The following is a 23,397-nucleotide window of genomic DNA, read 5'->3' as shown; positions in this document are numbered from 1 at the left end:
CCTTTTTCTGGTCTGTATGAATGTTAACTGTTACCTATGTGTCCGGTCATTTGTGTTACCGATGTGTCCGGGTCGGACCCACGGTGCAAACCGGGTAGACTGGTAACACTTTAAACCGGGATGATAGGTAACACTTTCTCAGGAGAAAAAGGTGTTATCGATGAATTGGCAAAGCACTCAAGCAGAGACTGAAAAATTAAAATTTATTGGAGATTGGTTAAAAGCCGAATTTGATTTTACAGATTTATGTACAAGATATGGAATTAGCCGTAAGACAGGCTATAAACTCATTAATCGTTACAAAGAAGAGGGAGAGCTTGCAATAAGACCGCGATCCCATGCACGCCACCATCATCCGAATGCAACGCCTCATAAGAAACAAAAGCGACTGATTGAACTGAAATACCGATATCCCAAATGGGGTCCCGAAAAATTAAGAGATTGGTTGTTATTAAATGAGGCTCATGAGGATTGGCCGGCCGTAAGTACTATAGGGGATATTTTAAAAAAGCATGGTCTTGTTAAACCAAAGAAATATAGAAAACGTGTAGTAGCTCATACAGAACCTTTTTCTGAATGCGATGCGCCAAATCGTATTTGGAGTGCTGATTTTAAAGGGCAATTTAGGGTGGGAAAACCATACTGTTATCCATTAACTATAACGGATAACTTCAGTCGTTTTTTGCTGGTATGTAAAGGCCTGGTAGGACCGAGAACGAAAGAAACCATGGATGGATTTAAACAAGCGTTCATTGAATATGGTTTGCCTGATTTCATTAGAACAGATAACGGACAACCCTTTGCAGGTTTAGGTATTGGAGCCTTAACATCATTATCTATTTGGTGGTTGAAATTAGGCATCATGCCTGAACGTATCGAGCGAGGACATCCAGAACAAAACGGGCGGCATGAACGAATGCATCGTACTTTAAAAGAGGCTGTAGCTTCTCCACCGAAAACAAATTTTGCAGAGCAACAAAACAGCTTTGATATATTTAGAAACGAGTATAATCATGAGCGTCCTCATCAAGCTCTAAACGGAAAAAGACCAGCTGATGTTTATCAAGCATCTCATAAAACATATTTCGATAATATGCCCGAAGTCACATATCCTGCTCATTTTGAAATAAGAAAGGTCAAAACAAATGGACAAATTAAGTGGTTTAATAAAAGATATTTTGTTTCTGAGTTATTACATGGTGAGCCATTAGGTTTAGAAATGATTGATGATGGACGGGCTACTTTATATTTTTCAAAATTAAAATTAGGTCTTATTGATGCTAGAGAGAATAAAATTAATAGGCTCTAGCATCTTAAATCTGTTACCTATCATCCCGGTTTAAAGTGTTACCAATCAAACCGGTTGCACAGCTCAGTGCCAGTGTTTATAATCTGTGGTCAAATTAAACACTGTTTATATCGGACGGTTCGAGTGCTGTATCTAGTACAAAGCAGAGAAATACACTCTACTTTGGAGAATTTAAAATAACCTCCATCCCGCCCAAATAGGGTTTTAGGACGTTAGGTATACGAATAGAGCCCTCTTTATCCTGATAATTCTCCATAATCGCAACCAGAGTTCTACCTACAGCTAACCCTGAACCATTTAATGTATGAACCAATTCCATCTCATTGGTTTCTGGATTTCGGTAACGCGCTTTCATTCGACGCGCTTGAAAAGCTTCCATATTAGAACATGAAGAAATTTCTCTATACGTATTTTGGCTGGGTAACCAAACTTCAAGATCATACGTTTTTGCAGATCCAGCCCCCATATCACCAGTACACAAGGCTAGAACTCGATAAGGTAACTCCAATCGCTGCAATATCACTTCGGCATGATGGGTTAACTGCTCCAGAGCATCATAAGAATCTTCTGGCTTCGTTATCCAGACTAATTCCACTTTTTCGAATTGATGTTGACGAATCATCCCTTTGGTATCTTTTCCATAAGATCCTGCCTCACTTCTGAAACAAGGTGAATGGCATGCGTAACGCACCGGTAAGGATTCGACAGATAAAATAGTATCCCTTACTGTATTCGTTACAGGTATTTCAGCTGTAGAAGTCAAATAATAACCATTATCTCCAGTAAGTTTAAACAAATCCTCTTCAAATTTTGGTAATTGCCCAGTACCCAGTAGACTGTCAGCATTAACAATATAAGGTACATAGATCTCTTGATAGCCATGCTGTTGGGTATGCGTATCAAGCATAAACTGAATTAATGCTCGGTGCAGTCTTGCTATTTGATTTTTCATCACCACAAAACGGCTACCAGTAATTTTAGCTGCCAGAGCAAAATCCATTTGTCCCAATGCATCACCTAATTCATCATGAGATTTTACTGGAAAATCAAATTCAGGAATTGTACCCCAACGTCTTACTTCCTTATTATCCTGCTCATCTTTACCTACTGGCACAGATTCATGCGGAATATTAGGCAGAGATAATGCAATTGCCTCAATGTGTTGTAATACTGCTTCCAGTTCTGCTTTCTGTTGCTCTAATCGTACTCCCAGTTGATTCACTTCTTCTCGCATGGGCTCTATATCTTCGCCGCGAGATTTTGCTGCGCCTATAGCTTTGGAACGCATATTTCGCTCATTTTGTAGCGACTGCGTACTGACTTGTAATGCTTTACGTTGTTCTTCCAATTCAGAAAATGCCTTCACATCAAATTTAAAGCCACGCTTTAAAAGTTGAGAGGCAACATGCTGGGGGTCTTCACGAAGTAATTGATTATCTAACATAAGTAAACACTCTAAGTATTAAGTTGGATCAAGGTATCCTGCAAGCAAAGATCGAGCAACAAAAGTACCCACAAGTACCATTGTCAAGGCTCCGATATTATTAACTAAAATATTAATCAGCAATTTTAACCATTGCCCCTGTTCAAACAGAAATAATGATTCAGCAGCAAAACTTGAGAACGTGGTAAAGGCACCTAAAAAACCAGTAAAGAAAAACAAACGCCAATACTCTTCAGCGCTGAAACGCCCCACTAATAAAGTAAGAAAGAAACCAGCTAAAAAGGAACCTAAAGTATTGACAATCAAAGTGCCATAAGGAAATCGTAATCCCCATATATTCTGTGCAAAAATTACTGTGGCATAACGCGAAATTGCTCCCAAAGACCCTCCAAAAGCTACAGCCAGGTAGGGAGCAATCATCATCTATCTCACAATACCGCGGGTAGATTGATTCAAAGCATCAATCATTGGAATGACCTCAGGACATTCACCCTGCATCAGCTCCAGTTCTGCTACAGCTTGTTGAACCGTCAAACCTTTTCGGAAGATAATTTTATAAGCTCGTCTTAAACTATCAATAGCTGAGGAAGAAAAACCCCGTCTGCGCAATCCAACAGTATTTATTCCACATGCAGAAGTAGTATGTCCTGCAATCATGACATAAGGTAATACATCTTTAGTAACGTAAGTTGCACGCGCAATAAATGCGTAAGCACCAACATGACAAAACTGATGTACGGCAGCATAAGGACCAATTATTGCGAAATCATTGACGATGACATGTCCTGATAAGGCCGCATAGTTCACCATAATAATCTGGTCACCAACCATACAATCATGACCTATATGGGAATAAGCCATCAAAAAATTATTATTTCCAACACGGGTAACGCCACCGCCTTTAACGGTGCCACGGCTAATCATACAATACTCACGTATTACATTATTATCACCAATTTCCAAACGTGTCGGTTCACCTTTATAAGTGATATCCTGAGGTTCATCACCTACTGAAGCAAATTGAAATATTTTATTATTTTTACCAATCGTTGTTGGCCCCTCTATCACTACATGAGGACCAATCCAGGTATTTTCACCAATCTCAACATCTGCACCTATAACTGTACCAGGGCCAATAGATACCCCTTTTCCCAGCTTTGCAGATGGATGAATCATCGCTCTTTCATCTATCACTTTAGAATTTCCTTTGCTGCGCTTAATAAGTCTGCGGAACAAGCCAATTTATCACCTACATAAGCTTCACCATGCATACGCCAAAAATCTCTCTTTTGTCCTATTAACTTTACTTCCAACCTTAATTGATCACCTGGCGTAACAATCTGTTTAAAGCGCGCATTATCAATTCCTGCAAAATAATGCAAAAATTCATGCCCTTCTTTAGGTTGCCGGGAAAGATTGGATAAAATTGCACAGGCTTGAGCTAATGCTTCAAGCATTAATACGCCTGGCATAATTGGATTGCCAGGAAAATGACCCGTAAAAAAGTTCTCATTAATGGTAACATTTTTGATGGCTGTCAAATAATCCATTTTTTTATAATCCAGGACTCTGTCAACCAAAATAAATGGATAACGGTGCGGTAACAAATTTATTATCTGGTTTATATCAATATACTCACTCATACACTGTTTCTCATTTAATCATTTCATCATTGAATTCTATAAAAGAATATTCATTATCTTGTTTTACACTGCTCTAATCAATCGTAAAATTCAAAAATATCCAACTAATTACCTCAATCAATCGGAATTTTGAATGAATAGTACCCCTGCTTTGTTTATATTAATGAATCATCATTTCTGAATTTTTTCTCTAACAGACCCAATTTAATCATATAATCATCCAGCCGTTTGAATCGTGCTGCATTTCGGCGCCATCGATCATGTTCATGTACCAATGTTCCTGATGAGTAAATACCGGACTTGGCTATTGATTTACTTACTGTCGACATACCCGTAATAACAGTATCATCGGTTAATCGAACGTAAGCAGCAATACAACTTGCTCCCCCTATAATACAATCAGAACCAATATGTGCATAAGCACCTACAGCAGCGCATCCGGCTATTGCTGTATTACTCCCAATAAACGCATCATGTGCAATCTGCACCAGATTATCGACACACACACCTTCGCCCAGATAGGTATCGCTCAGCGATCCCCTATCAATTACCGTATTGGCACCCAGTTGTACTTCATCGGAAAGAATGACCGCGCCAACATCCGGACCTTGCTGCCAAACTCCATGCTGTTTCATATAATTAAAGGGTGATGAACCAATAATGCAGCCTGAATTAACGCGGACATTAGTCCCCAGACGACAACCTGAATGAATCATTACGCCACAACCAATCCTGCTGCCCTTTCCGATTGATACCGCTGATTCAATGACTGTATTAGCGCCAAGAGTAACACCATCGGCTATTTGAACATGCTCACCAATTACACTGAAAGCACCAATCGAAACGTGGTTGCCTACTTGTGCGGAGTGATGAATTCGAGCTGTCTCATGTATTCCCAAATTAGGAGATTCGGCAGGGGAAAACAGTTTAACTGCTTCATTCATTGAGGCCACGGGATTAGAAACCACTATAGAATTGACTGGACACAAATGAAGATGCTCTGATTTCAGAATAACAGCACCTGCGGCAGTTTGACTTAGTGTATTGCGCAACAAAGGATTTTCAAAATAAGCGACATCTTTAGACGTAGCACGCACCAGAGAGGATAAACCAAAGATGGCGTGATTGGCATTTCCATGCCAGACGCCATCTAAAGTTTCAGCTAATTGCGCAAGGGTCAGCAATTCGTCCGCCGAACTAGTTAATTGCTTTAATAACTTTGTCGGTTACATCTAATGAATCAGAACTGAATGGAGTTGCATCTTTTTGAACAATGATGTCATACTTTTCGTCTTTAGCAATTTTAGAGATTGCAGCACGAACTTTAGTATACAGACCTTCCATTGCTTCATTATGAGCAGTACTTAATTCTTGTTGGTATTGTTGTCCATCTCGCTCAAATTGTTGTTGTGCAGCAACAATTTTCTTTTCCAAATCTTTCTTTTGTGAAGCACTCATAATAGCGCCATCACGCTTGAATTTTTCCATGTCGCTCTTCAAGCTTGATTCTACAGACATTAACTTGTCACGACGTGGTTTAAATTCTTTTTCCAGCTTTGCCTGGATGTCTTTCATTTGACTGGATGTCTGCATGATTTTTTGTAAATCAACAACACCTATCTTTGCCCAATCAGCAAATACACTTGTGCCACATAAACTAAAAACCAATGCGACTAATACCGCACCAAAACGTTTCATAATTATCTCCTAATTTAAAGATAGTGATGCTAGCACAATTCGAAAAAGGTTGCGATATGTACAGCAATAGTTTTCATTAATCCTTTTCATTATTACTTCCCGAATAACTTTCCCTAAAACCCTGAAGAAAGGGCAAATTGGAAATACTGTGTTTGATCCAGTGGTTGCGGATTCAACGCTTTCGCGACACTGAATGCCAACGGACCAAATGGAGAACGCCATTCTAATGATATACCCGCTGAATAACGCATTGGGCCAGCAGGAGTTCCACGTAATGCATCAGGAGTTCCATAAGAAAACACATTACCCGCGTCAGTGAAAATTGTTGTTCTGATGTTATCGCGACTTAGTGGGTAAGGTAATATAAGGCCAGCACTGGCATTAAGCAGGAGGTTCGCTCCCATAGCATTGCCCATATTATCCTGTGGACCTAAAGAGTAACTGTCATAACCACGAACCTGACCAGGTTGTGCAGTACCCCCTGCATAATAGTTTTCAAAAAATGGCAAGCCATTGTAACTAAAGGTATTTCCATATCCTACATTACCTAAAGCTGAAAAAATCCAACCACGGAATAATGGATAATACACATGCGCCTGGTAAGAACTCTTATAATAGGTTAACGATTGTGATGTTGCTGGCAATGCAACGAAGGCAATAGCCTGCTGATTCAAACCTCTATTGGGATAAGGCATTTGATCATAGCTGTTTCTGCTCCATCCAGACGTTAAGCGAATTTCCTGGAAATGAGTTCCATATAAATTAACGAAATTCTGAATTGGAATTACTGCGCCAACTGATTTGATATCGACATCCTGATAACCATACCCCAGCTGGAAGCTGCTTGCTTCGCCCAAAGGGAAATTATAATTGATATCGCCACCATATCGATTTGAGCTGTAGGTACTGACGTTTAGATTTTTAGGGTCGATCCTTGAGTAATAAAGACTGGCTCCTCGACCAACACCCGTATCGGTATAGAACGGATTGTAATAGTTCAGAGAATAATCCTGCCCCCATTTACTGGCATTAAAAGACGCCCCCATGGAACGCCCGGTTCCCATAAAATTATGCTGATTTACAGATGTATTAAATTGATATCCATTAGTACCGTAACCTATCGATGCACTTGCTTCGGCAGACGGTGCTTCTTCAACCTGCACATCCAAATCAACCTGATTATTGGTTCCCTGAACGGGATTGGTTTTAACATCAATATTTTTTAAATAACCAAGTAAACGTAATTGTCTTTCTGATTCTTTAATATTATGTAAGGATAAGAGCCCACCTTCATTCTGACGGATTATATTTCTTAAGACGTAATCAGCCGTTTTGGTATTCCCGTGAAAATTGATTCTACGAACATAAACATGCCGACCAGGTTCCACTACAAAAGTAATGAAGACAGATTTATCATTCTCATCAATACGTGGCTCAGCACTTATTGCCGGAAAACCATAGCCCACATCACCTAAAGCCAAACCAATTGCCGAGATAGATTCAGTCACTTTTTTCCGGGAAAATACATCACCTTTTTTCACCTGAACCAGCGGATCAATTTTTTCTTTTGGCAGTATGGTTTTTCCAACTACTGAATATCCTGAAAAGTGATATTGTGGTCCTTCTTCAATATGAACATTAATATAAACATCTTTCCTGTCTGGAGATAATAGGACCTGAGATGAAACAATATTAAATTTCAAATAGCCTCTGTCCAAATAGAATGAGCGTAAAGCTTCCAGAGATGCATCCATTGATGCTTTGGAATACTGATCTTTTTTAGTAAAGTAAGTAAATATATTACTGGTTGTCAAAGCAAATTCAGGTAACAGTTCATTAGTAGTAAAATCGTGATTACCTATTATTTTTATTTCTTTAATTCGAGAAACACGGCCTTCTGAAACTGAAATGGTAATAGCTACCCTGTTTTCAGTTAATGAAGACACTTTGGCTTCAATACGTGAATTGTATTTACCTCGGGCGGTATAGGCTTGTTTCAGCTCTTTCTCCAACCGCTCTAAAGATGACTTTTGAAATACGCGACCTTTGACCAGTCCCATTTCTTTGAGAAATGCTTTCATTTTATCACTTGGAATATCTTTATTTCCCACAACAGTGATACTGCCAATAGTTGCTCTTTCCACTACATTGACGATCAGAATGTTTCCTTGACGCTCAAGAGAAACAGACTGGAAAAATCCAGTATCATATAAAGTACGGATAATCTGACCCGTTGAACTGGAATTTATTTCTTCGCCAACTTGTACTGGAATGTAATTTAATACGGTTCCAGTAGATACCCTTTGTAATCCGGTAACCTTGATACCCCGGACTATAAAGCCATCAGAAGCCATAGTTTGTGCGGACCACGCCAAAAGAGTAGAACAACAAACACCCAAAATTATTTTATTACTGACTTTTCTCATTATTTTTTTACGTCCAGTACTACGCGATCTTCTGAAATTAAAGTACAGTTCAGTCACGCCAAAAATTGAAACCCTTTTATAGGAAGTAGAAACCACTGTCAAGTTTCTTAACTCTAATATCCTATTTTAATCACTCTTCTCTCGGTATTTTTTATCACCCGAACCGCAGAAGGGTGGATATCCAGAATCCATTAAATGAATAGAGACCCCTACCCTGTTAATCTTGATATATCATTAGTTAGCGCTACAAACATTAAGGCAACCAATAAGACCAGACCTAAATAGACTCCAATGGTTTTGACACCATCAGACAGAGGCTTACGTCTAATGATTTCCAAGGCATAATACAACAAATGTCCACCATCCAGCATAGGTATTGGTAATAAATTTAAAGCACCTAAACTGATACTCACCAAGGCAAGAAAAAATAAATAGGATGCCAAACCACTCCTACCTGAACTTCCTGCGCCTTGGGCAATCCCAACTGGTCCACTAATACTGTTTAATCCCAAACGACCGGTAACAAGTCTACCCATCAAAGTAAAGGTTGTACCAGTGAGCTGGATGGTTTGATTAAATGCAGTACCCAAAGCAGATATTGGTCCTTCCCTCTCCAGACGTAACCAATGTGCTGGCCAGTCAACTTTTTGTGAACGAACGCCAATGACTCCTTCGATCTTATTCTTGTTTTTTTGACTTCCAGTGATTATGGTTATGCTCTGCTTTATTCCTTTTCTTTTAATTTGGAGAATTAATTGGGTATCAGGCCGCTCTCGTACATAGTCCACCAGATACATCCAATCATCAAATGCGTTACCATCGACACTTAATATATCATCACCAACTTCCAGTCCTGCTTTTGCTGCAGGAGAATCAGGCACCACCTCACCAATCACAGGTGGAATAGTCGGAATAAATGGCTCAATTCCAAGACTGTCCAGCGGATCAGGTACTTTATCATCCAGTTTCCAGTCCGTTAAGGGCAAACTGAGTTGACTTTGATGACCATCCACTAAAGACTTTACCGTAATTTTAACTGTTTCATGAGAACCAATGAGCGGCATCATAGCGTATTGAAAATCTCGCCAACTGTTTATCTTGGTGTCGTTGAGTGCAATTATTTCCTGTTTAGGGCCAAGACCTGCTTTAGCAGCCAGACTGCCTGGCTTCACGGAGTCAATCATAGGCGCCAGCGAATGCATTCCTATAACCAGAACCAACCATAAAGCAACAAACGCAAAAATAAAATTAAACATGGGGCCAGCCAGAACGATGGCTGATCGCGCCCAGATTGGTTTATTATTGAACGCGAACGGTTTATCCTGATCAGCTACTTCCCCCTCAGTCTCATCAAGCATTTTGACATAGCCACCAAGAGGAAACAGGGACCAGGCATATTCTGTCCCTTTTTTATCATGCCATCTCGCAAGTACTTTTCCAAAACCGAATGAAAAACGTAATACTTTGACCCCACACCACCGTGCTACTTGAAAATGACCATATTCATGTACTGTAACCAGTAATAATAATGCCAGTATAAAATACACCAGAGTTAAAAGCATGTTGCCATCCATTGTTTAATCCAACCGGTAAACTAAATTCCAAGAGGGATAAAAGTTAATCCAAAATAAAATAGAGGTAAGGCGGCTATTAAACTATCCAGACGGTCCAGAATACCACCATGACCAGGTATAATAGTCCCTGTATCTTTTAAATGACAACGTCGTTTTAAAATACTGATGAATAAATCACCAAAAATGGAAATGGTCACCGTTAATAACGCCAGGCCAAACCAGATTGACATGGAATAAGGGATAAAATAATAAAATCCAACTCCTGCAACAACCATCGAAAGAAGGTATCCTCCAAACACGCCTTCCCAGGACTTACCAGGACTAACCTGTGGAATTAACTTGTGTTTTCCCCATTGTTTGCCAGCAAGATAGGCACCAACATCAGAAGCCCAAATTAAAAACAGTAAATAAACAACCAGGGGTTTACCCTGTGGTAATTCGTATACATGAATCAGGCTTTGAATAAATAAAGGCAAAAGAATCAAAAGAACACAACCAACCACAACAGGATATCCCCAATAGCGCTGAGAATCAGGAAAACCAAGAATGGCAATACAATTTAAAACCCAAAGTATCAAACCAATCGTTAACCAATAAGAAAACAAATAGCCACAAAGCCACAAAGACAACAACATGAACAATAAAAAGCCGATCTGGAGCGCCAGCACACTAATTGGAATAAGTTGCAGACTTTCTTTCCATGCAACAACAAAAACCAGCAAAACTACTCCAGCTAAAAACCAGGATGGCGCATAAAATATCGTCATCAAGACCAAGGGAACTAAAATTAATGATGTGATTAAACGTTGCATGAACATACAGTTGCCCTTCTTAAAAAGTCTAAATCTGACCAAAGCGCCTTTTGCGCTTACTAAAGGATTCCAAAGCTAATTCAAGCTCTTCAATATTAAAATCTGGCCAATGTACTTCAGTAAAATAAAGTTCGGTGTAAGCTAACTGCCAAAGAAAGAAATTACTAATCCGCAATTCCCCACTGGTACGAATAAAAAGATCAGGTTCCGGTAAACCATCTGTATCCAGAAATTGTGCAAAATTAGACTCATTTATTTCATCCAGGGCAACTTGACCACTAATAACGGCTCGAGACATTTTTTTCGCCGCGGTTACTATATCCCATTTTCCACCGTAATTAACAACTACATTCAAAATTAATTGTTGATTATCTCGAGTTAAGAACTCAGCTTCCCGCATTTCCTTTTGCAAAACAGGAGATAAAGGCTCCCTGTCTCCGGTAAAACGGATGCGTATTCCATGTTGATTTAATTCAGCCAGTTCTTTTCTTAAAGCCTCTACGAATAACTCCATAAGAAAATTCACTTCAGCAATGGGTCGCGACCAATTTTCAGAACTGAAAGCAAACAAACTAAGACAGCCAATTTTTTTTTCGAGACAGGATCTGATCATTTTCTTCACTGTCTCAACGCCAGCCCTATGCCCTTCTATTCGAGCTAAACCTCGGTTTTCAGCCCAGCGACCGTTGCCATCCATCACAATGGCAATGTGCTGAGGTAATTTAGAATCCAAAACTACTCTTCCTACCATTCAAAATGGCACATAGTCTAACCTCTTTGAAGTAAAAGTTTAAGTGCTACCAAGAAATCAATTGACCTTATTGGTTAAAATCTTCATTATTATGTTCTGCAAAACAACTAAACGAGCAATCACTTCTCGTCATTAATGATAATCTTGGAGAGCGGACTAATGACTTTTAGTGTTCTACGAAGAATGTGGCCTGTATTGCTTATTCTATTGTTATTATTTCTTCTCTACACTTTTAGAGTGAATCAATATCTCACTTTTTCATCATTACAAGTACACCATCAACAATTAATCTCATGGACCAATGACAACTACCTGTCAGCAGTTGCAGTGTTCATGATTATTTATATTCTTTGTGTCGCAGCTTCTTTTCCAGGAGCATTAATTCTCACATTGACAGGTGGTCTTTTATTTGGGTTATTTTGGGGGGCCTTGTTTGTAGTACTAAGTGCAACACTAGGTTCCATACTTATATTTTTAGTTGTAAAATACGCTTTTAGTGACTGGATTGCACAAAAAACCTCTGGATGGGTAAATAAAATGCGACATGGATTTCAGCATAATGCATTTTCATATTTACTTGTTTTACGTCTGATGCCCATATTTCCATTCTGGGTGGTCAACATCGTACCCGCATTGCTTGGGGTTAAAGCCAGAACCTTTGTTCTTGCTACTTTTCTCGGCATAATTCCCGGAAGCATGATTTATGCCTCTGTCGGTAACAGTCTGAATCATCTTTTTGAACAGGGACAAACTCCCAATTTAAAAATTATTTTTTCCCCGGAAATTTTCGTACCGCTTTTGGCTTTAGCTCTACTGTCCTTAATGCCCATTTTCTACAAAAAAATTAAAGGTTCCTATGACCAAAGCAATTAACTGTGACCTGGCTATTATAGGTGCTGGATCTGGAGGCCTGAGTTTGGCCGCTGGAACAGCACAATTAGGACTAAAAGTAGTTTTAGTAGAACAAGGAGCGATGGGAGGCGACTGTTTAAATTATGGTTGTATACCCTCAAAATCTCTTCTGGCAGCCGCTGAAGCACATTGGAATACCAACCATAATGAAGTACTTGGAATCTCCGTCTCTAAAAAGCCTGTCGATTTTACCCGGATTATGGAACATGTCAGAAAAGTGATTGAAACGATTGCTGTACATGATTCAATAGAACGCTTTGAAGGGCTGGGAGTTCAGGTCATACAAGGAAGTGGCACGTTTATCGATGCCAAAACTCTAAAAGCGGGCTCACAGGAAATTAAAGCAAAACGTTTTGTTATTGCTACTGGCTCATCAGCAGCGATTCCTCCCATACCCGGTTTAAACACGATCCATTACTTTACTAATGAAACCATTTTTAATCTGACTGAATTGCCTCCACACTTAGTGATCATAGGTGGCGGACCAATTGGTTGTGAATTAGCACAAGCTTTTGCAATGCTCGGCTCAAAAGTAACATTACTGGAACATTTTAACATTTTAACTCATGACGATCCTGAGGCCGTTGAGCTGGTTCGACAATCCCTGCTCCAATTCGGCGTTACTCTATATGAACAGATCGATATTACAGATATCGAATCCAATAAAGAAGGACAGACAATCATCCGTTGCAAGAAAAATAATGATGAGATGGTGATCTCTGGGACTCATTTACTTGTTGCCGCCGGCAGAAAACCCAATATCGAGCAGTTGAATTGCGCATTGGCAGATATTCAATTCAATTCTAAAGGCATTCTGGTCGATAAACGGCTTCGAACCAGTAATAAAAAAATATTTGCCATTGGAGACGTTACCGGATCGTTGCTGTTTACCCATATTGCTAACTATCATGCAGGTGTAGTACTTCAAAATATCGCTTTTAAACTCCCCGTCAAAGTAAAGGATAACGCGGTTCCATGGGTTACCTATACCTCTCCTGAATTAGCCCATGCAGGTAAAAGTGAATCGATGTGCACCTCTATGGGCATAACCTATGAACTGCTGAAAGCAGATTATTCAAGTAATGATAGAGCACAGACAAATAAGCAGACGAACGGATTTATTAAAGTAATAGTAACCCCCAAAGGAGTAATTCTAGGTGTTACTATAGTAGGTCACCAGGCTGGTGAATTATTACTGCCATGGGTCATCGCCATTAGAGAAGGAAAAACGTTAAGAACATTTACTGATACCATTGTTGCCTATCCAACTTTAAGTGAACTAAGCAAACGTGTAGCAAGTCAATTTTATACGCCAAAATTGTTTTCTAAAAATGTTAAAAAACTGGTTAAATTTTTATCCTACTTTTAATGAGGGAGCAATGAAAAAATTTCCATATGCATCACGTACCATCAAGTCGCTTTTAATAATCTGGAGCTTCTTCTCAATCTGTTCAGCCATTCACGCTGATTCTTCAGGAAGTTTTGCACTATCAGAACATTGGGCTATGGGACAACAAGTTAAACTACGTTTTAATTTAACCCAGAATCCCGAAGCAGCTACCCCGCTACATTTAAAAAACGGCCTAATCCTTACGTTCGGCGATATCCTTAGTCTTGGTGATCTTTATGGAAGTATTGGCAAACCCATAAGTCATGGAATCACCAGAAAACAAAAACAGGGGCTATTTAGAGATGTTTTTCAATCCTTTGCCAATAATTTTGCAGCAGTTAATGAAGTAAAAGAATTGAATTCGGTTATAAAAATGGAAATTCGTGAAATCGAATCCGGTATTAAACAAGGTGAAACTGCTGAGGCAATATACAAACGCATTGGCAATGAAATAGGCCGCCAAATCAATTGTATTACCGGAGGAGGATGTACTAGTACTGGATGGTGGTTATATCCCGGCCGCTATTTACTGCTGGCAATGGAAAATTATGATCATTTTTCTCCCAATAATCTGATCGTTTATAAAATCGGACATCAAGTTGCATTACAACAGGCACTAAAAGCAGGAAGAACAGGCAAGAGAACTGATTTGGAACGTGCCTATGCCATGGACGCCTATGCCTGTCATTACCTCTCTGATCACTATGCTGCCGGCCACATCCGTACACCGAGAGAAGAATTAAAAGATAAAATCACACCCGCTGTCCTTGGATCATTATTGGCCAATTACATGCATAATGAAGAAAATAAATACGGCATCCATGTAACGAATAAATCGGGTGATCAATGGGTAGTCTATGGTGATTACTCCTATTTTAACCCCTTTAATCAAACCAATCAGCAGATGCTTTTAAAAGCGTTGCAACAATCAGCGGATGAACTCTTTGATGCCTATCAAACAGGAGTTCTACCTGATAAATTCAGAGTGCTGGAACTAGTACCTCATGCCCAACAGATAAATGATGAAAATAATCTGGATATAGTACCGATGTTTTATTGGGACGACCAAAACAAACAACTATTCAGAAGAACTGATTTATCAAATCCATATGACAAGCATTGGACTAGTAGTTGGTGGGGTTGGAGCACTTTATTGATATTAAAAACCAACTATGGCGTTACTTCGACGATACAACTTAGTTTAATAAAGTATTTATCTCAATATGCTCCTGAAGATCTGGAACACAATTCAATTGTATGAGCTGGTACAAGGATATCCATCTCCCAGCAAGAACCATTTATGCTGGGAGTAAGGGATAAAGGCGTCACACAGCGCTCTTTTTGATCAAACAATAGTCACATAATCCAATAAAAGAACTATACTCTATTATAGCCGACTGTACATTATGGAATAAGTCATATTTAAGGAGAGGGTTATGAGTTCATCCAGGTTGAATTACCCCATTTCTCGTGCGGTTATCTTCGCGATAGGGTTATTTGCTTCAATGATTTGTTTTGGAGATCATTTCGGTGGTGGATTTCATACGAATATAGGCAATGGGGGATGGAATCATCCAGATTATAACTATCACAATGATGATGTAAACGTAGGTAATTATCATCCAGGCAATGGCTGGGTTGCTCCAGTATATGTTGCGCCAACTTACGTCGCGCCAACTTATATAATCAACAACTCTGATGATGACGATGACTCTGATTGTCAAACCGTCCAACAATGCGACTCAAATGGAAATTGCGTTCAATCACAGAGCTGTGATTAGGGTGTATTGACAATTCATCCAATGATTCCCAACGTCCCGCGACTTGTTCGCGGGATCCAGAGATTCCGAATCATTAACCAACATATGTATTCATCAAGATCGAAATGGATTCTGCAAACAGGTCGCGGGCCTCGAAACCGGAATTGTCTACACTACCAGGTCAAAGCGCAACTAAGTTGTTAAGTTAACCAGTCATAGTACCGTGTATTACGGAAATCTCAAGATACTTATGTCTTTAATTTTAAGAGGGTATCCCTTTATGTGCCATTGTGTAGTTCTTAATATTGCTCGTGTTTTCTCAGGAACTACTCAACAATTTATGATCAATTCTTTCAGCTATATACCTCTTTAATTACCAAAGGTATAATCATTTTTATTGTCATTTAACTGCTTGATTCAGGATTTAACTCATGCCCAAAAATGCTCCCCTGGTACTCATGATTCTTGATGGATGGGGCTATAACTCAAGTGATAAGCATAATGCCATTGCTTCAGCCCATACACCGCAATGGGATAAATGGTGGCAAAGTTGCCCGCATATACTTCTACAGGCCTCTGGTGAACCCGTGGGGCTTCCTGATAAGCAAATGGGTAACTCTGAAGTTGGGCATATGCATATAGGTGCCGGCAGAGTAATCCAACAAGAGTTTACGAGAATTAATAAAGCCATACAAAATGGTGAATTTGCTGATAATCCGGTTTTTAATCAGGCGATTAATGAGTTAAACCAAACGGGTAAATCGCTACATATCATGGGATTATTTTCTCCTGGTGGAGTCCATAGCCATGAACGCCATTTATTTGCATTACTGAAACTATGCCATGCTAAAAAATTCAGTTCGGTATATTTGCATCTATTCCTTGATGGCAGAGACACACCTCCGCAAAGCGCTCTGGACAGTTTGCAACGATTGAATAAAGAACTTGAAACACATCCAGGAATCACTATCAGTTCAATCACTGGTCGTTATTATGCAATGGATAGAGACAAACGTTGGGATCGTGTAGAACCGGTATATAAATTACTAACTCTGGGGCAAAGTACTCATCATTTTGATGATGCAGAATCTGCTATTAAGCATTTTTACCAAAATGAACTATCAGATGAATTTATTCCTCCAACGCTTATTGGAACACCGAAAGCAATAGAAGACGGAGATGCTGTTTTATTCTTTAATTTTCGCGCAGACAGAGCTCGGCAATTAACTTCTGCTTTTATCGATCCGGCATTTTCCGGGTTTAATAGATCAAACTGCCCCAAATTATCCTACTTTATCAGTATGACTCAATACGATAAAAAGCTGTCGACAATTCCCGCGTTTCCACCTGTTCCATTAAATAATACTTTGGGTGAAATTATAGCCCTGCATGGGTTAAAACAACTACGAATTGCGGAAACTGAAAAATACGCCCATGTCACATTCTTCTTCAATGGTGGCAGTGAACATATATTTACCAATGAAGAGCGAATTTTAATTCCCTCCCCAAAAGTAGCGACTTATGATTTACAGCCAGAAATGAGCGCCCCCGAACTCACCAATATCCTGGTGGATGTCATAAATCAACAAAAATATGATGTGATTATCTGTAATTATGCCAATGCGGACATGGTGGGGCATAGTGGTGACTTTAATGCTACAGTTCGTGCCATAGAATGTCTTGATCAGTGCATGAAACGTGTTGGGGACGCACTGAAGATACAGGGTGGAACGTTGTTAATAACCTCTGATCATGGTAATGCAGAAGAAATGTTTGATGACACAACACATCAAGCCCATACTGCTCATACCAGTGAACCAGTACCCTTTATTTGTGTTGGAGGTGATTGGCATTTCACTCAAACTGAAGGCAGCTTAATCGATATCGCACCTACACTTCTTTCAATTATAGGTATTACACCACCAAAAGAAATGACCGGCCATATTTTACTGGAAAAAAGCCATGCCCACGCATACTAACCAGTATTCATTAAAATTTACATTCCTGAGCGGCATTGCTTTGGGGATGTTGATTCATTTTGGTGTTGCGGCAAAGCCAGGCCCCTCCCCTGTCGCTCAGACGCAAACCAAATTAAAACAACTGGACGCACAGATTAATAACCTGAGACAAACACTGGCCACAGCTCATGATAAACGCGGGATTTTAGATAAGGAACTTTCTGGTACTGAAAAACAAATCGGTGAGGGAATACATAAACTTCGCTCAATTCAATACGATATCAAATCCAAAGAACAAAAAATTGCCGAATTACATGCCAAAGCAGAACAATTGAATCAACAATTAGCCACACAACAACAATTACTGGCAAGCCATGTACGAGCACGATATCAAATGGGCGAGTATCAACCTTTGAAATGGATACTCAACCAGGACGATCCTTACAAAATAAGTCGAATTCTGACTTATTATCAATATATTATAAAATCCCGGCAAGAATTGATCGATAAAATAGGCGAAACTCGTATCAATCTAAGCGAGAATAAAGATAAATTACATAACGAATTAGCCGAAAATCAAAAATTGCAAAATCAATTGTCGCAACATCAGCAGCAGCTGGAACAAAACAAACGGTACCATACAACACTAATTGAATCACTCAATAATGAGATACAGAACAAACAACATGACTTACAGGAATTTCAAAAAGATAAGGCCAATTTATCACGTCTACTCAAGGAATTATCTCAACAAAGTGTTGTTCAAAGCAGCAAACCCTTCATTCAAATGCGCAGAAAATTGCCGCTACCAGTACAAAATGTACAAAGATCCTTACGCAGAATGAATCAAGGGGTGACATTTTTTGCCGATGAAGGAGCGGTAGTTACTGCCGTTTATCCCGGAAAAGTGGTATTCAGTGACTGGTTAAAAGGTTATGGTTTACTGCTGATTATTGATCATGGCCAAGGATTTATGACTCTGTATGCCCATAATCAATCGCTATTCAAACACAAGGGCCAAACAGTCCGTCAAAACGAGCAAATTGCCAGTGTAGGACATAGCGGTGGAATTAAGCAAAACGGTCTATACTTTGAGATAAGACTAAGAGGAAAAGCGGTTCCACCGCTCGACTGGCTGTCTTAGGTTTCGCGCCTGGCATTTAAATTGCATTTCAATATTTAATAAAAACAAAAGAAGGCGGCTGATTTTATGGCCTTGCATCCTAGGAGATCGCTATGGTTATCAAGAAAATTCTTCCCAGTACAATAGCATTATTTTTTGCACTTGCACTGATGCTCCCATTAACTGCATTTACAGCCGATGAGACAGATACAAATAATACTAATACGAAACGAATCCCATTGGAAGATGTTCAACGATTTTCTAATGCCATTGGAGAGATTAAAAAATACTACGTCAAGCCAATTGACGATAAAGAACTTTTTGATAATGCCATTCGAGGCATGCTCACCGGATTGGATCCCCACTCAAGTTATCTTAATGAAGAAGAGTTTAAAGAGCTTCAAACCTCAACCAGTGGTGAATTTGGTGGATTAGGTATCGAAGTGACCATGGAAGATGGAGTCGTAAAAGTGATCACACCTCTGGTAGATACTCCTGCCTTTAAAGCTGGAATAAAATCCGGAGACTACATTATTAAATTAGGCAAAGAATCTGTTCAGGGCCTTACTCTAAAGGATGCAGTTAATCTGATGAGAGGCAAAGCAGGAACTACCATTGAATTAACCATATTACGTAAAGGCGTGAGTAAGCCACTCACTTTTGACCTGATTCGAGAAGTGATTCAGATTAAAAGCGTAAAAAGTAAAATGTTAAGTGATGGATATGGTTACATTCGATTAACTCAATTCCAGGCTTTAACAGGTAAAGACATGCTGCAAGCAATTGAGCAGTTAAAACAACAATCTAATGGGAAATTAAAAGGTTTGGTACTGGATCTTAGAAATAACCCCGGAGGGTTACTGGATTCAGCCATCCAGGTCTCTGATGCGTTCCTGGGTAATGACAAATCCGGCAAACAAGAACTGATAGTTTATACTGAAGGACGCTTACCGGGATCTAAATTTACCGCCTTGGCCAATCCGGGTGATGTGTTGGATAATGCTCCGATTGTAGTTCTAATAAATAATGGTTCCGCTTCAGCTTCAGAAATAGTAGCTGGTGCTCTGAAAGACAATAAAAGAGCCATAATTCTTGGAACAAAGAGTTTCGGTAAAGGATCTGTACAAACGGTATTACCTCTGGATGGAAAAACAGGTATTAAGCTAACTACAGCTTTGTACTACACGCCATCAGGTACCTCCATTCAAGCTAAAGGCATTATTCCAGATATCGTCGTAGAAGAAATGGATGTTCCTAAAAACTCCGTAAAAAAATCTGATGCTACTGGATTTAGTGAAGCGGATTTAAGTGGACACTTAATAAATAAGAATAATCCTGAAGATACCAATGCTAAGAATGAAGCTAAATCTGACGATTTGATTCACGAAGATTACCAGCTTTATGCAGCATTAACGGTGCTGGAAGGTATGGCATTAGCTAACCGATAATAACAAACCTGAACAATCTATCTGGTGGGCATCGTTGCGAAAGCGACATGCCCATCAGTCTTTTTATAGAAAACAATGTATTAAACGGTTAGTACATGACCATCTTTTATGGTTTTAATTTCAGACTTGGTAAACAGAACACCATTTTTATCTAAATTAAATGGTCCCATTACCCCTGTTCCTTTCGCCAGTAAATGAATTTGATTGGCCACTTCCTTACTGGAAAAACCGTGCTTGGTTTTCAGCACCATAGTAACGCTCTGATTCAGAATATGAAATACATCAAAAGCATATCCTGCTTCAGTTACAGGATAATTTAAATAGTGTGTTTTAAATTGTTGAATAAATTCAGCTTTCATTTCATGAGTATCAATATACCATTGCCCATCAAATACTTTCATCACCTGAGGAGTCACCCTGCCTATAATACTGGTTATGGGCTTATTCACATGAGCCTTGCTCATTTCTGATTGAATGAATTCTATGTCCTCTGGGGAAGCCATAATGAAATACATATCAGGTTTTTTATCTTCCATCCTTTGGATTAACCGGTACACATCCTTCACTCCAGGGTCTATCTGCTCATAAGCTGCAATTTTTATCGAAGAATGAATCTGCAACTGTTTCATCACACTTTGAGTCAAAACCATTGAAGAAGGTTGTTTCAAAGTAATTATTCCGATTTGGCCTACTTTTTTACGTTGAAGTTCTTCTACTAATACTGCCGCTTGTTCATAGGCAGGGCTCCAGGCCAGGAAGTTATTCTTGCCATCGGCAATTGCAGGATCATTAGCCAAGCTGAAATGAAGAATATTATTTTTTCTTGCAAGAGGGGCAATTAATAAACCATTCTCAGAACCTTCAGTCATTAGTACATTGATGTGATGAGTTGTAATAAATTTTTGGAGGGTTTGAGTTACATTACTCTGATTAGGAAGTTCATCCAAGGTATAAAACGTATAATTAATTCGAGAGGATTTTAATTGATCACGTCCCATTTCCATAGCGGCAAGGATGTTTCTGCCTATAAAAGCAGATTTATCAGAAAAAGGAGCATAAATACCTACATTAATGTCAACTTTGTTTTTATCATTCAGATGAGGCGTTCGAACAGAGGCCTGTATGAATCCTCCTCCCAGGATAGATACGATTAAAGTGCAATATATAAACGCGGTTTTCAACATTACATTAGGCATGTTCATCTTCATAGGTTATGAATCTTAAAAATTATTCTGCTATGAATACGTAATAAATACAATGTTTATTCATCATTGGGTTTTTCTGTATAAATTAACGAAACAAAAGCTCTGTTCAATAAATCAGGCATATTTTGTTGTGAGATATTTTTTGTTGGTTGATGTTGATTTTATAAAACCCAACAGCAGAGGACACTCGTCACTTCTTCACGTCCTTTTCACTTCCCAAAACACATCGCGGAATTTAGCGCGACTAAGCTCGTGAGCTCGCCAAGTCGCACTAAATTCCAGGATCCATATCTAAATGGGCAGAGGAAGGTTCTATCCTTAGGTTTTTGGGACTACTAAAACGAAGATGTTCTTAACAAGCAACGCTATATTAAAAATAGAAATTCCCTAGATATACATTTGCAACTCGTGTTGCTTCATTTCGTTGTCTGTGTACTGTTTTTTCAGAACGTTCATCAATAATTAAGTTTATTTGTTGTGCATTGTCGATTGAGTCCGTAAAGTTTCTCGTGAAAAATCCATTGGGATGCAAGCCATATTGTAGCTCGGTCATGTATTTTTCACACTTTGCCTCATATTGTGCATTACGCTCCGCGGGAGTTTGGTGAATATAATATTCAAATTGTTCTTGTGTTATTTTCCCTAAGTTATCTAGACCTATATTCGAATGCTCGGTTTCTAAACAATATTGATTAAACAACTCAAAATTTTCTTGCGCTTTTTCATTATTCAATAGACCTGAATCAAATAACGCAACTAAATTACTTCCATAAATTCTTGCCGAATTTGCAGAGTTTTGGTAAAGATTTGATGGGCAAGTGTTCATGTAATGATTAAGCACCAATTGCAGATCGTGTTGATTAAATAATTTTGTATTAGCTAAAGTTCTTATAATCATTAAGAGCGCGGAATTAACATCGCCTGGTAGGCCAAGAATATAATCGAACAGTTCTGCTGAGAATAAGTTTGGCTTTTTATTGTTAACTTTATAAATAATTCCGTCTGGATATGAAACCTCATGTTGATTGGTTAATGAATAAACAAGATCTTCAATTATTCCCAGGTCAGTATGATTGCTGTCAGGATTTGCACGTTCACGAATTTTATCGAACCTGGACTGAGTTAAAAGATTTAACTGATTTCCATCAGAAAGCCAGGTAAATAGTCTGTTTATATGAGATAGTTCCTGCTCATCAGATTTTAAAATATCTAGGTTTTTCGTCCAGTTCGTATTATCCAGCAAACCTGCTTTTATTAATGGGGTAACGATACTCGCTAGATTATGATTTTTGGATGCATGTTGTAGTCTTTCAAATAAATAATTTGGATCAATGCTCAAATCTTCATTTACTTTTATATACGATGCAAGACATTGAGCAATATCTCTCACTTGTCTTTTAAAATAAATATCCTGTTTACCTCTTTCCAGGTGCATTAACAATTCAGCAGCAATTGTTGTATCTTTATCAACTTTGTTTTCGGAAATCACTAATTTATATGCGATTTGCAAGCCTTCCATTTCAATTAAACTGTTATGATTTTTGCTATCACCAACATAATAATCGATTAACCCATGTTGATCTAAAAACTCAATCGTTTTTTCAGTATTCTTGATATTATTGAAATAATTACGAATTCCAGAAAAGAAGAATCGACTGAACCAACCAGTACAGCTTTTGATAAGCTTATACTGATACAAACCACTTTTTTGACTGTTTTCAGTTAAAGCTGTTGCAATTTGCCTTGGAAAGAACCACTTAGAAAACCATGATAATGAATTATAATAATTTTTAAGCCTCAACAGTTCATCTTGTAGAATGTTAGATTCCCTAGTGTTTTGAATACTACTTGTGTTTTCTTCTGTTTTATCAGGGGATGGTGGGTAAGTCTTAGGCATAATAATAGTTCCGTTAAGTTGGATATTTAGTTTTAATTTCGATGATT

At 38.8% G+C, this 23,397-nt stretch carries 20 protein-coding genes; 8 read left to right on the top strand and 12 right to left on the bottom strand.

Annotated elements, in window-relative coordinates:
- The first annotated feature begins 160 nt into the window (after nt 1–160).
- Nucleotides 161–1,309 (top strand): integrase core domain-containing protein, encoded by a 1,149-nt coding sequence (locus tag Lqua_RS01000; RefSeq protein ID WP_058472445.1) that lies wholly within the window; start codon nt 161–163, stop codon nt 1,307–1,309.
- A gap of 157 nt (nt 1,310–1,466) precedes the next feature.
- On the opposite strand, the gene serS is transcribed toward Lqua_RS01000, so the two are convergent.
- The 10 genes from serS to uppS form a co-directional block, all read right to left on the bottom strand.
- Nucleotides 1,467–2,753, bottom strand: coding sequence for a serine--tRNA ligase (serS, locus tag Lqua_RS00995; RefSeq protein WP_058472444.1), 1,287 nt, complete (start codon nt 2,751–2,753; stop codon nt 1,467–1,469).
- 18 nt (nt 2,754–2,771) lie between these two features.
- Nucleotides 2,772–3,176: a fluoride efflux transporter CrcB gene (gene crcB / locus Lqua_RS00990; RefSeq protein ID WP_058472443.1), complete on the bottom strand. Its 405-nt coding sequence runs from the start codon at nt 3,174–3,176 to the stop codon at nt 2,772–2,774.
- On the bottom strand, nt 3,177–3,947 hold the full coding sequence (gene lpxA / locus Lqua_RS00985; protein WP_058472442.1) for an acyl-ACP--UDP-N-acetylglucosamine O-acyltransferase: 771 nt from the start codon (nt 3,945–3,947) through the stop codon (nt 3,177–3,179).
- Entirely contained in the window at nt 3,944–4,396 is a 453-nt protein-coding gene (gene fabZ, locus Lqua_RS00980) for a 3-hydroxyacyl-ACP dehydratase FabZ (RefSeq protein ID WP_058472441.1), read from the bottom strand. Before fabZ ends, lpxA begins: the two co-directional genes overlap by 4 nt.
- 155 nt (nt 4,397–4,551) lie before the next feature.
- Entirely contained in the window at nt 4,552–5,580 is a 1,029-nt protein-coding gene (lpxD, locus tag Lqua_RS00975) for a UDP-3-O-(3-hydroxymyristoyl)glucosamine N-acyltransferase (RefSeq protein ID WP_058472440.1), read from the bottom strand.
- 13 nt (nt 5,581–5,593) lie between these two features.
- Nucleotides 5,594–6,094 carry an OmpH/Skp family outer membrane protein gene (locus Lqua_RS00970; RefSeq protein ID WP_058472439.1) on the bottom strand — a complete coding sequence of 167 codons (501 nt, stop codon included), beginning with the start codon at nt 6,092–6,094 and terminating at the stop codon, nt 5,594–5,596.
- A 113-nt stretch (nt 6,095–6,207) separates the two neighbouring features.
- Complete coding sequence (gene bamA, locus Lqua_RS00965; protein WP_058472438.1) at nt 6,208–8,520, bottom strand: outer membrane protein assembly factor BamA; 2,313 nt, start codon at nt 8,518–8,520, stop codon at nt 6,208–6,210.
- A gap of 209 nt (nt 8,521–8,729) precedes the next feature.
- The gene (gene rseP / locus Lqua_RS00960; protein WP_058472456.1) at nt 8,730–10,082 is read right to left on the bottom strand and encodes an RIP metalloprotease RseP; all 1,353 of its coding nucleotides are present in this window, start codon (nt 10,080–10,082) and stop codon (nt 8,730–8,732) included.
- A gap of 32 nt (nt 10,083–10,114) precedes the next feature.
- Nucleotides 10,115–10,912, bottom strand: a complete 798-nt coding sequence (locus tag Lqua_RS00955; protein ID WP_058472437.1) for a phosphatidate cytidylyltransferase — start codon at nt 10,910–10,912, stop codon at nt 10,115–10,117.
- A gap of 22 nt (nt 10,913–10,934) precedes the next feature.
- On the bottom strand, nt 10,935–11,639 hold the full coding sequence (gene uppS, locus Lqua_RS00950) for a polyprenyl diphosphate synthase (RefSeq protein ID WP_058472455.1): 705 nt from the start codon (nt 11,637–11,639) through the stop codon (nt 10,935–10,937).
- Nucleotides 11,640–11,816: 177 nt separating this feature from the next.
- Between uppS and Lqua_RS18610 the strand changes: the two genes are divergently transcribed.
- The 7 genes from Lqua_RS18610 (at nt 11,817) to Lqua_RS00915 (ending at nt 20,248) form a co-directional block, all read left to right on the top strand.
- Complete coding sequence (locus Lqua_RS18610; RefSeq protein ID WP_065240129.1) at nt 11,817–12,530, top strand: TVP38/TMEM64 family protein; 714 nt, start codon at nt 11,817–11,819, stop codon at nt 12,528–12,530.
- Complete coding sequence (locus Lqua_RS00940; RefSeq protein WP_058472436.1) at nt 12,514–13,938, top strand: dihydrolipoyl dehydrogenase family protein; 1,425 nt, start codon at nt 12,514–12,516, stop codon at nt 13,936–13,938. Before Lqua_RS18610 ends, Lqua_RS00940 begins: the two co-directional genes overlap by 17 nt.
- A gap of 10 nt (nt 13,939–13,948) precedes the next feature.
- Nucleotides 13,949–15,220, top strand: coding sequence for a hypothetical protein (locus tag Lqua_RS00935; protein ID WP_058472453.1), 1,272 nt, complete (start codon nt 13,949–13,951; stop codon nt 15,218–15,220).
- A gap of 175 nt (nt 15,221–15,395) precedes the next feature.
- Nucleotides 15,396–15,740: a hypothetical protein gene (locus Lqua_RS00930; RefSeq protein ID WP_058472435.1), complete on the top strand. Its 345-nt coding sequence runs from the start codon at nt 15,396–15,398 to the stop codon at nt 15,738–15,740.
- 410 nt (nt 15,741–16,150) lie between these two features.
- Nucleotides 16,151–17,698, top strand: a complete 1,548-nt coding sequence (gpmI, locus tag Lqua_RS00925) for a 2,3-bisphosphoglycerate-independent phosphoglycerate mutase (RefSeq protein WP_058472434.1) — start codon at nt 16,151–16,153, stop codon at nt 17,696–17,698.
- 46 nt (nt 17,699–17,744) lie between these two features.
- The gene (locus Lqua_RS00920) at nt 17,745–18,821 is read left to right on the top strand and encodes a murein hydrolase activator EnvC family protein (RefSeq protein WP_420798046.1); all 1,077 of its coding nucleotides are present in this window, start codon (nt 17,745–17,747) and stop codon (nt 18,819–18,821) included.
- Between the two features lie 92 nt (nt 18,822–18,913).
- Nucleotides 18,914–20,248, top strand: coding sequence for a S41 family peptidase (locus tag Lqua_RS00915; RefSeq protein WP_058472432.1), 1,335 nt, complete (start codon nt 18,914–18,916; stop codon nt 20,246–20,248).
- A gap of 80 nt (nt 20,249–20,328) precedes the next feature.
- On the opposite strand, the gene Lqua_RS00910 is transcribed toward Lqua_RS00915, so the two are convergent.
- Complete coding sequence (locus tag Lqua_RS00910) at nt 20,329–21,444, bottom strand: ABC transporter substrate-binding protein (RefSeq protein ID WP_058472431.1); 1,116 nt, start codon at nt 21,442–21,444, stop codon at nt 20,329–20,331.
- Nucleotides 21,445–21,823: 379 nt separating this feature from the next.
- Complete coding sequence (locus tag Lqua_RS00905; protein WP_058472430.1) at nt 21,824–23,350, bottom strand: hypothetical protein; 1,527 nt, start codon at nt 23,348–23,350, stop codon at nt 21,824–21,826.
- Between the last annotated feature and the right edge of the window lie 47 nt (nt 23,351–23,397).

Source organism: Legionella quateirensis, assembly GCF_001467955.1.
Lineage (GTDB): Bacteria > Pseudomonadota > Gammaproteobacteria > Legionellales > Legionellaceae > Legionella > Legionella quateirensis.
The sequence above is the reverse complement of the archived record's forward strand: the minus strand, read 5'-3'. Positions and strand labels throughout refer to the sequence as shown.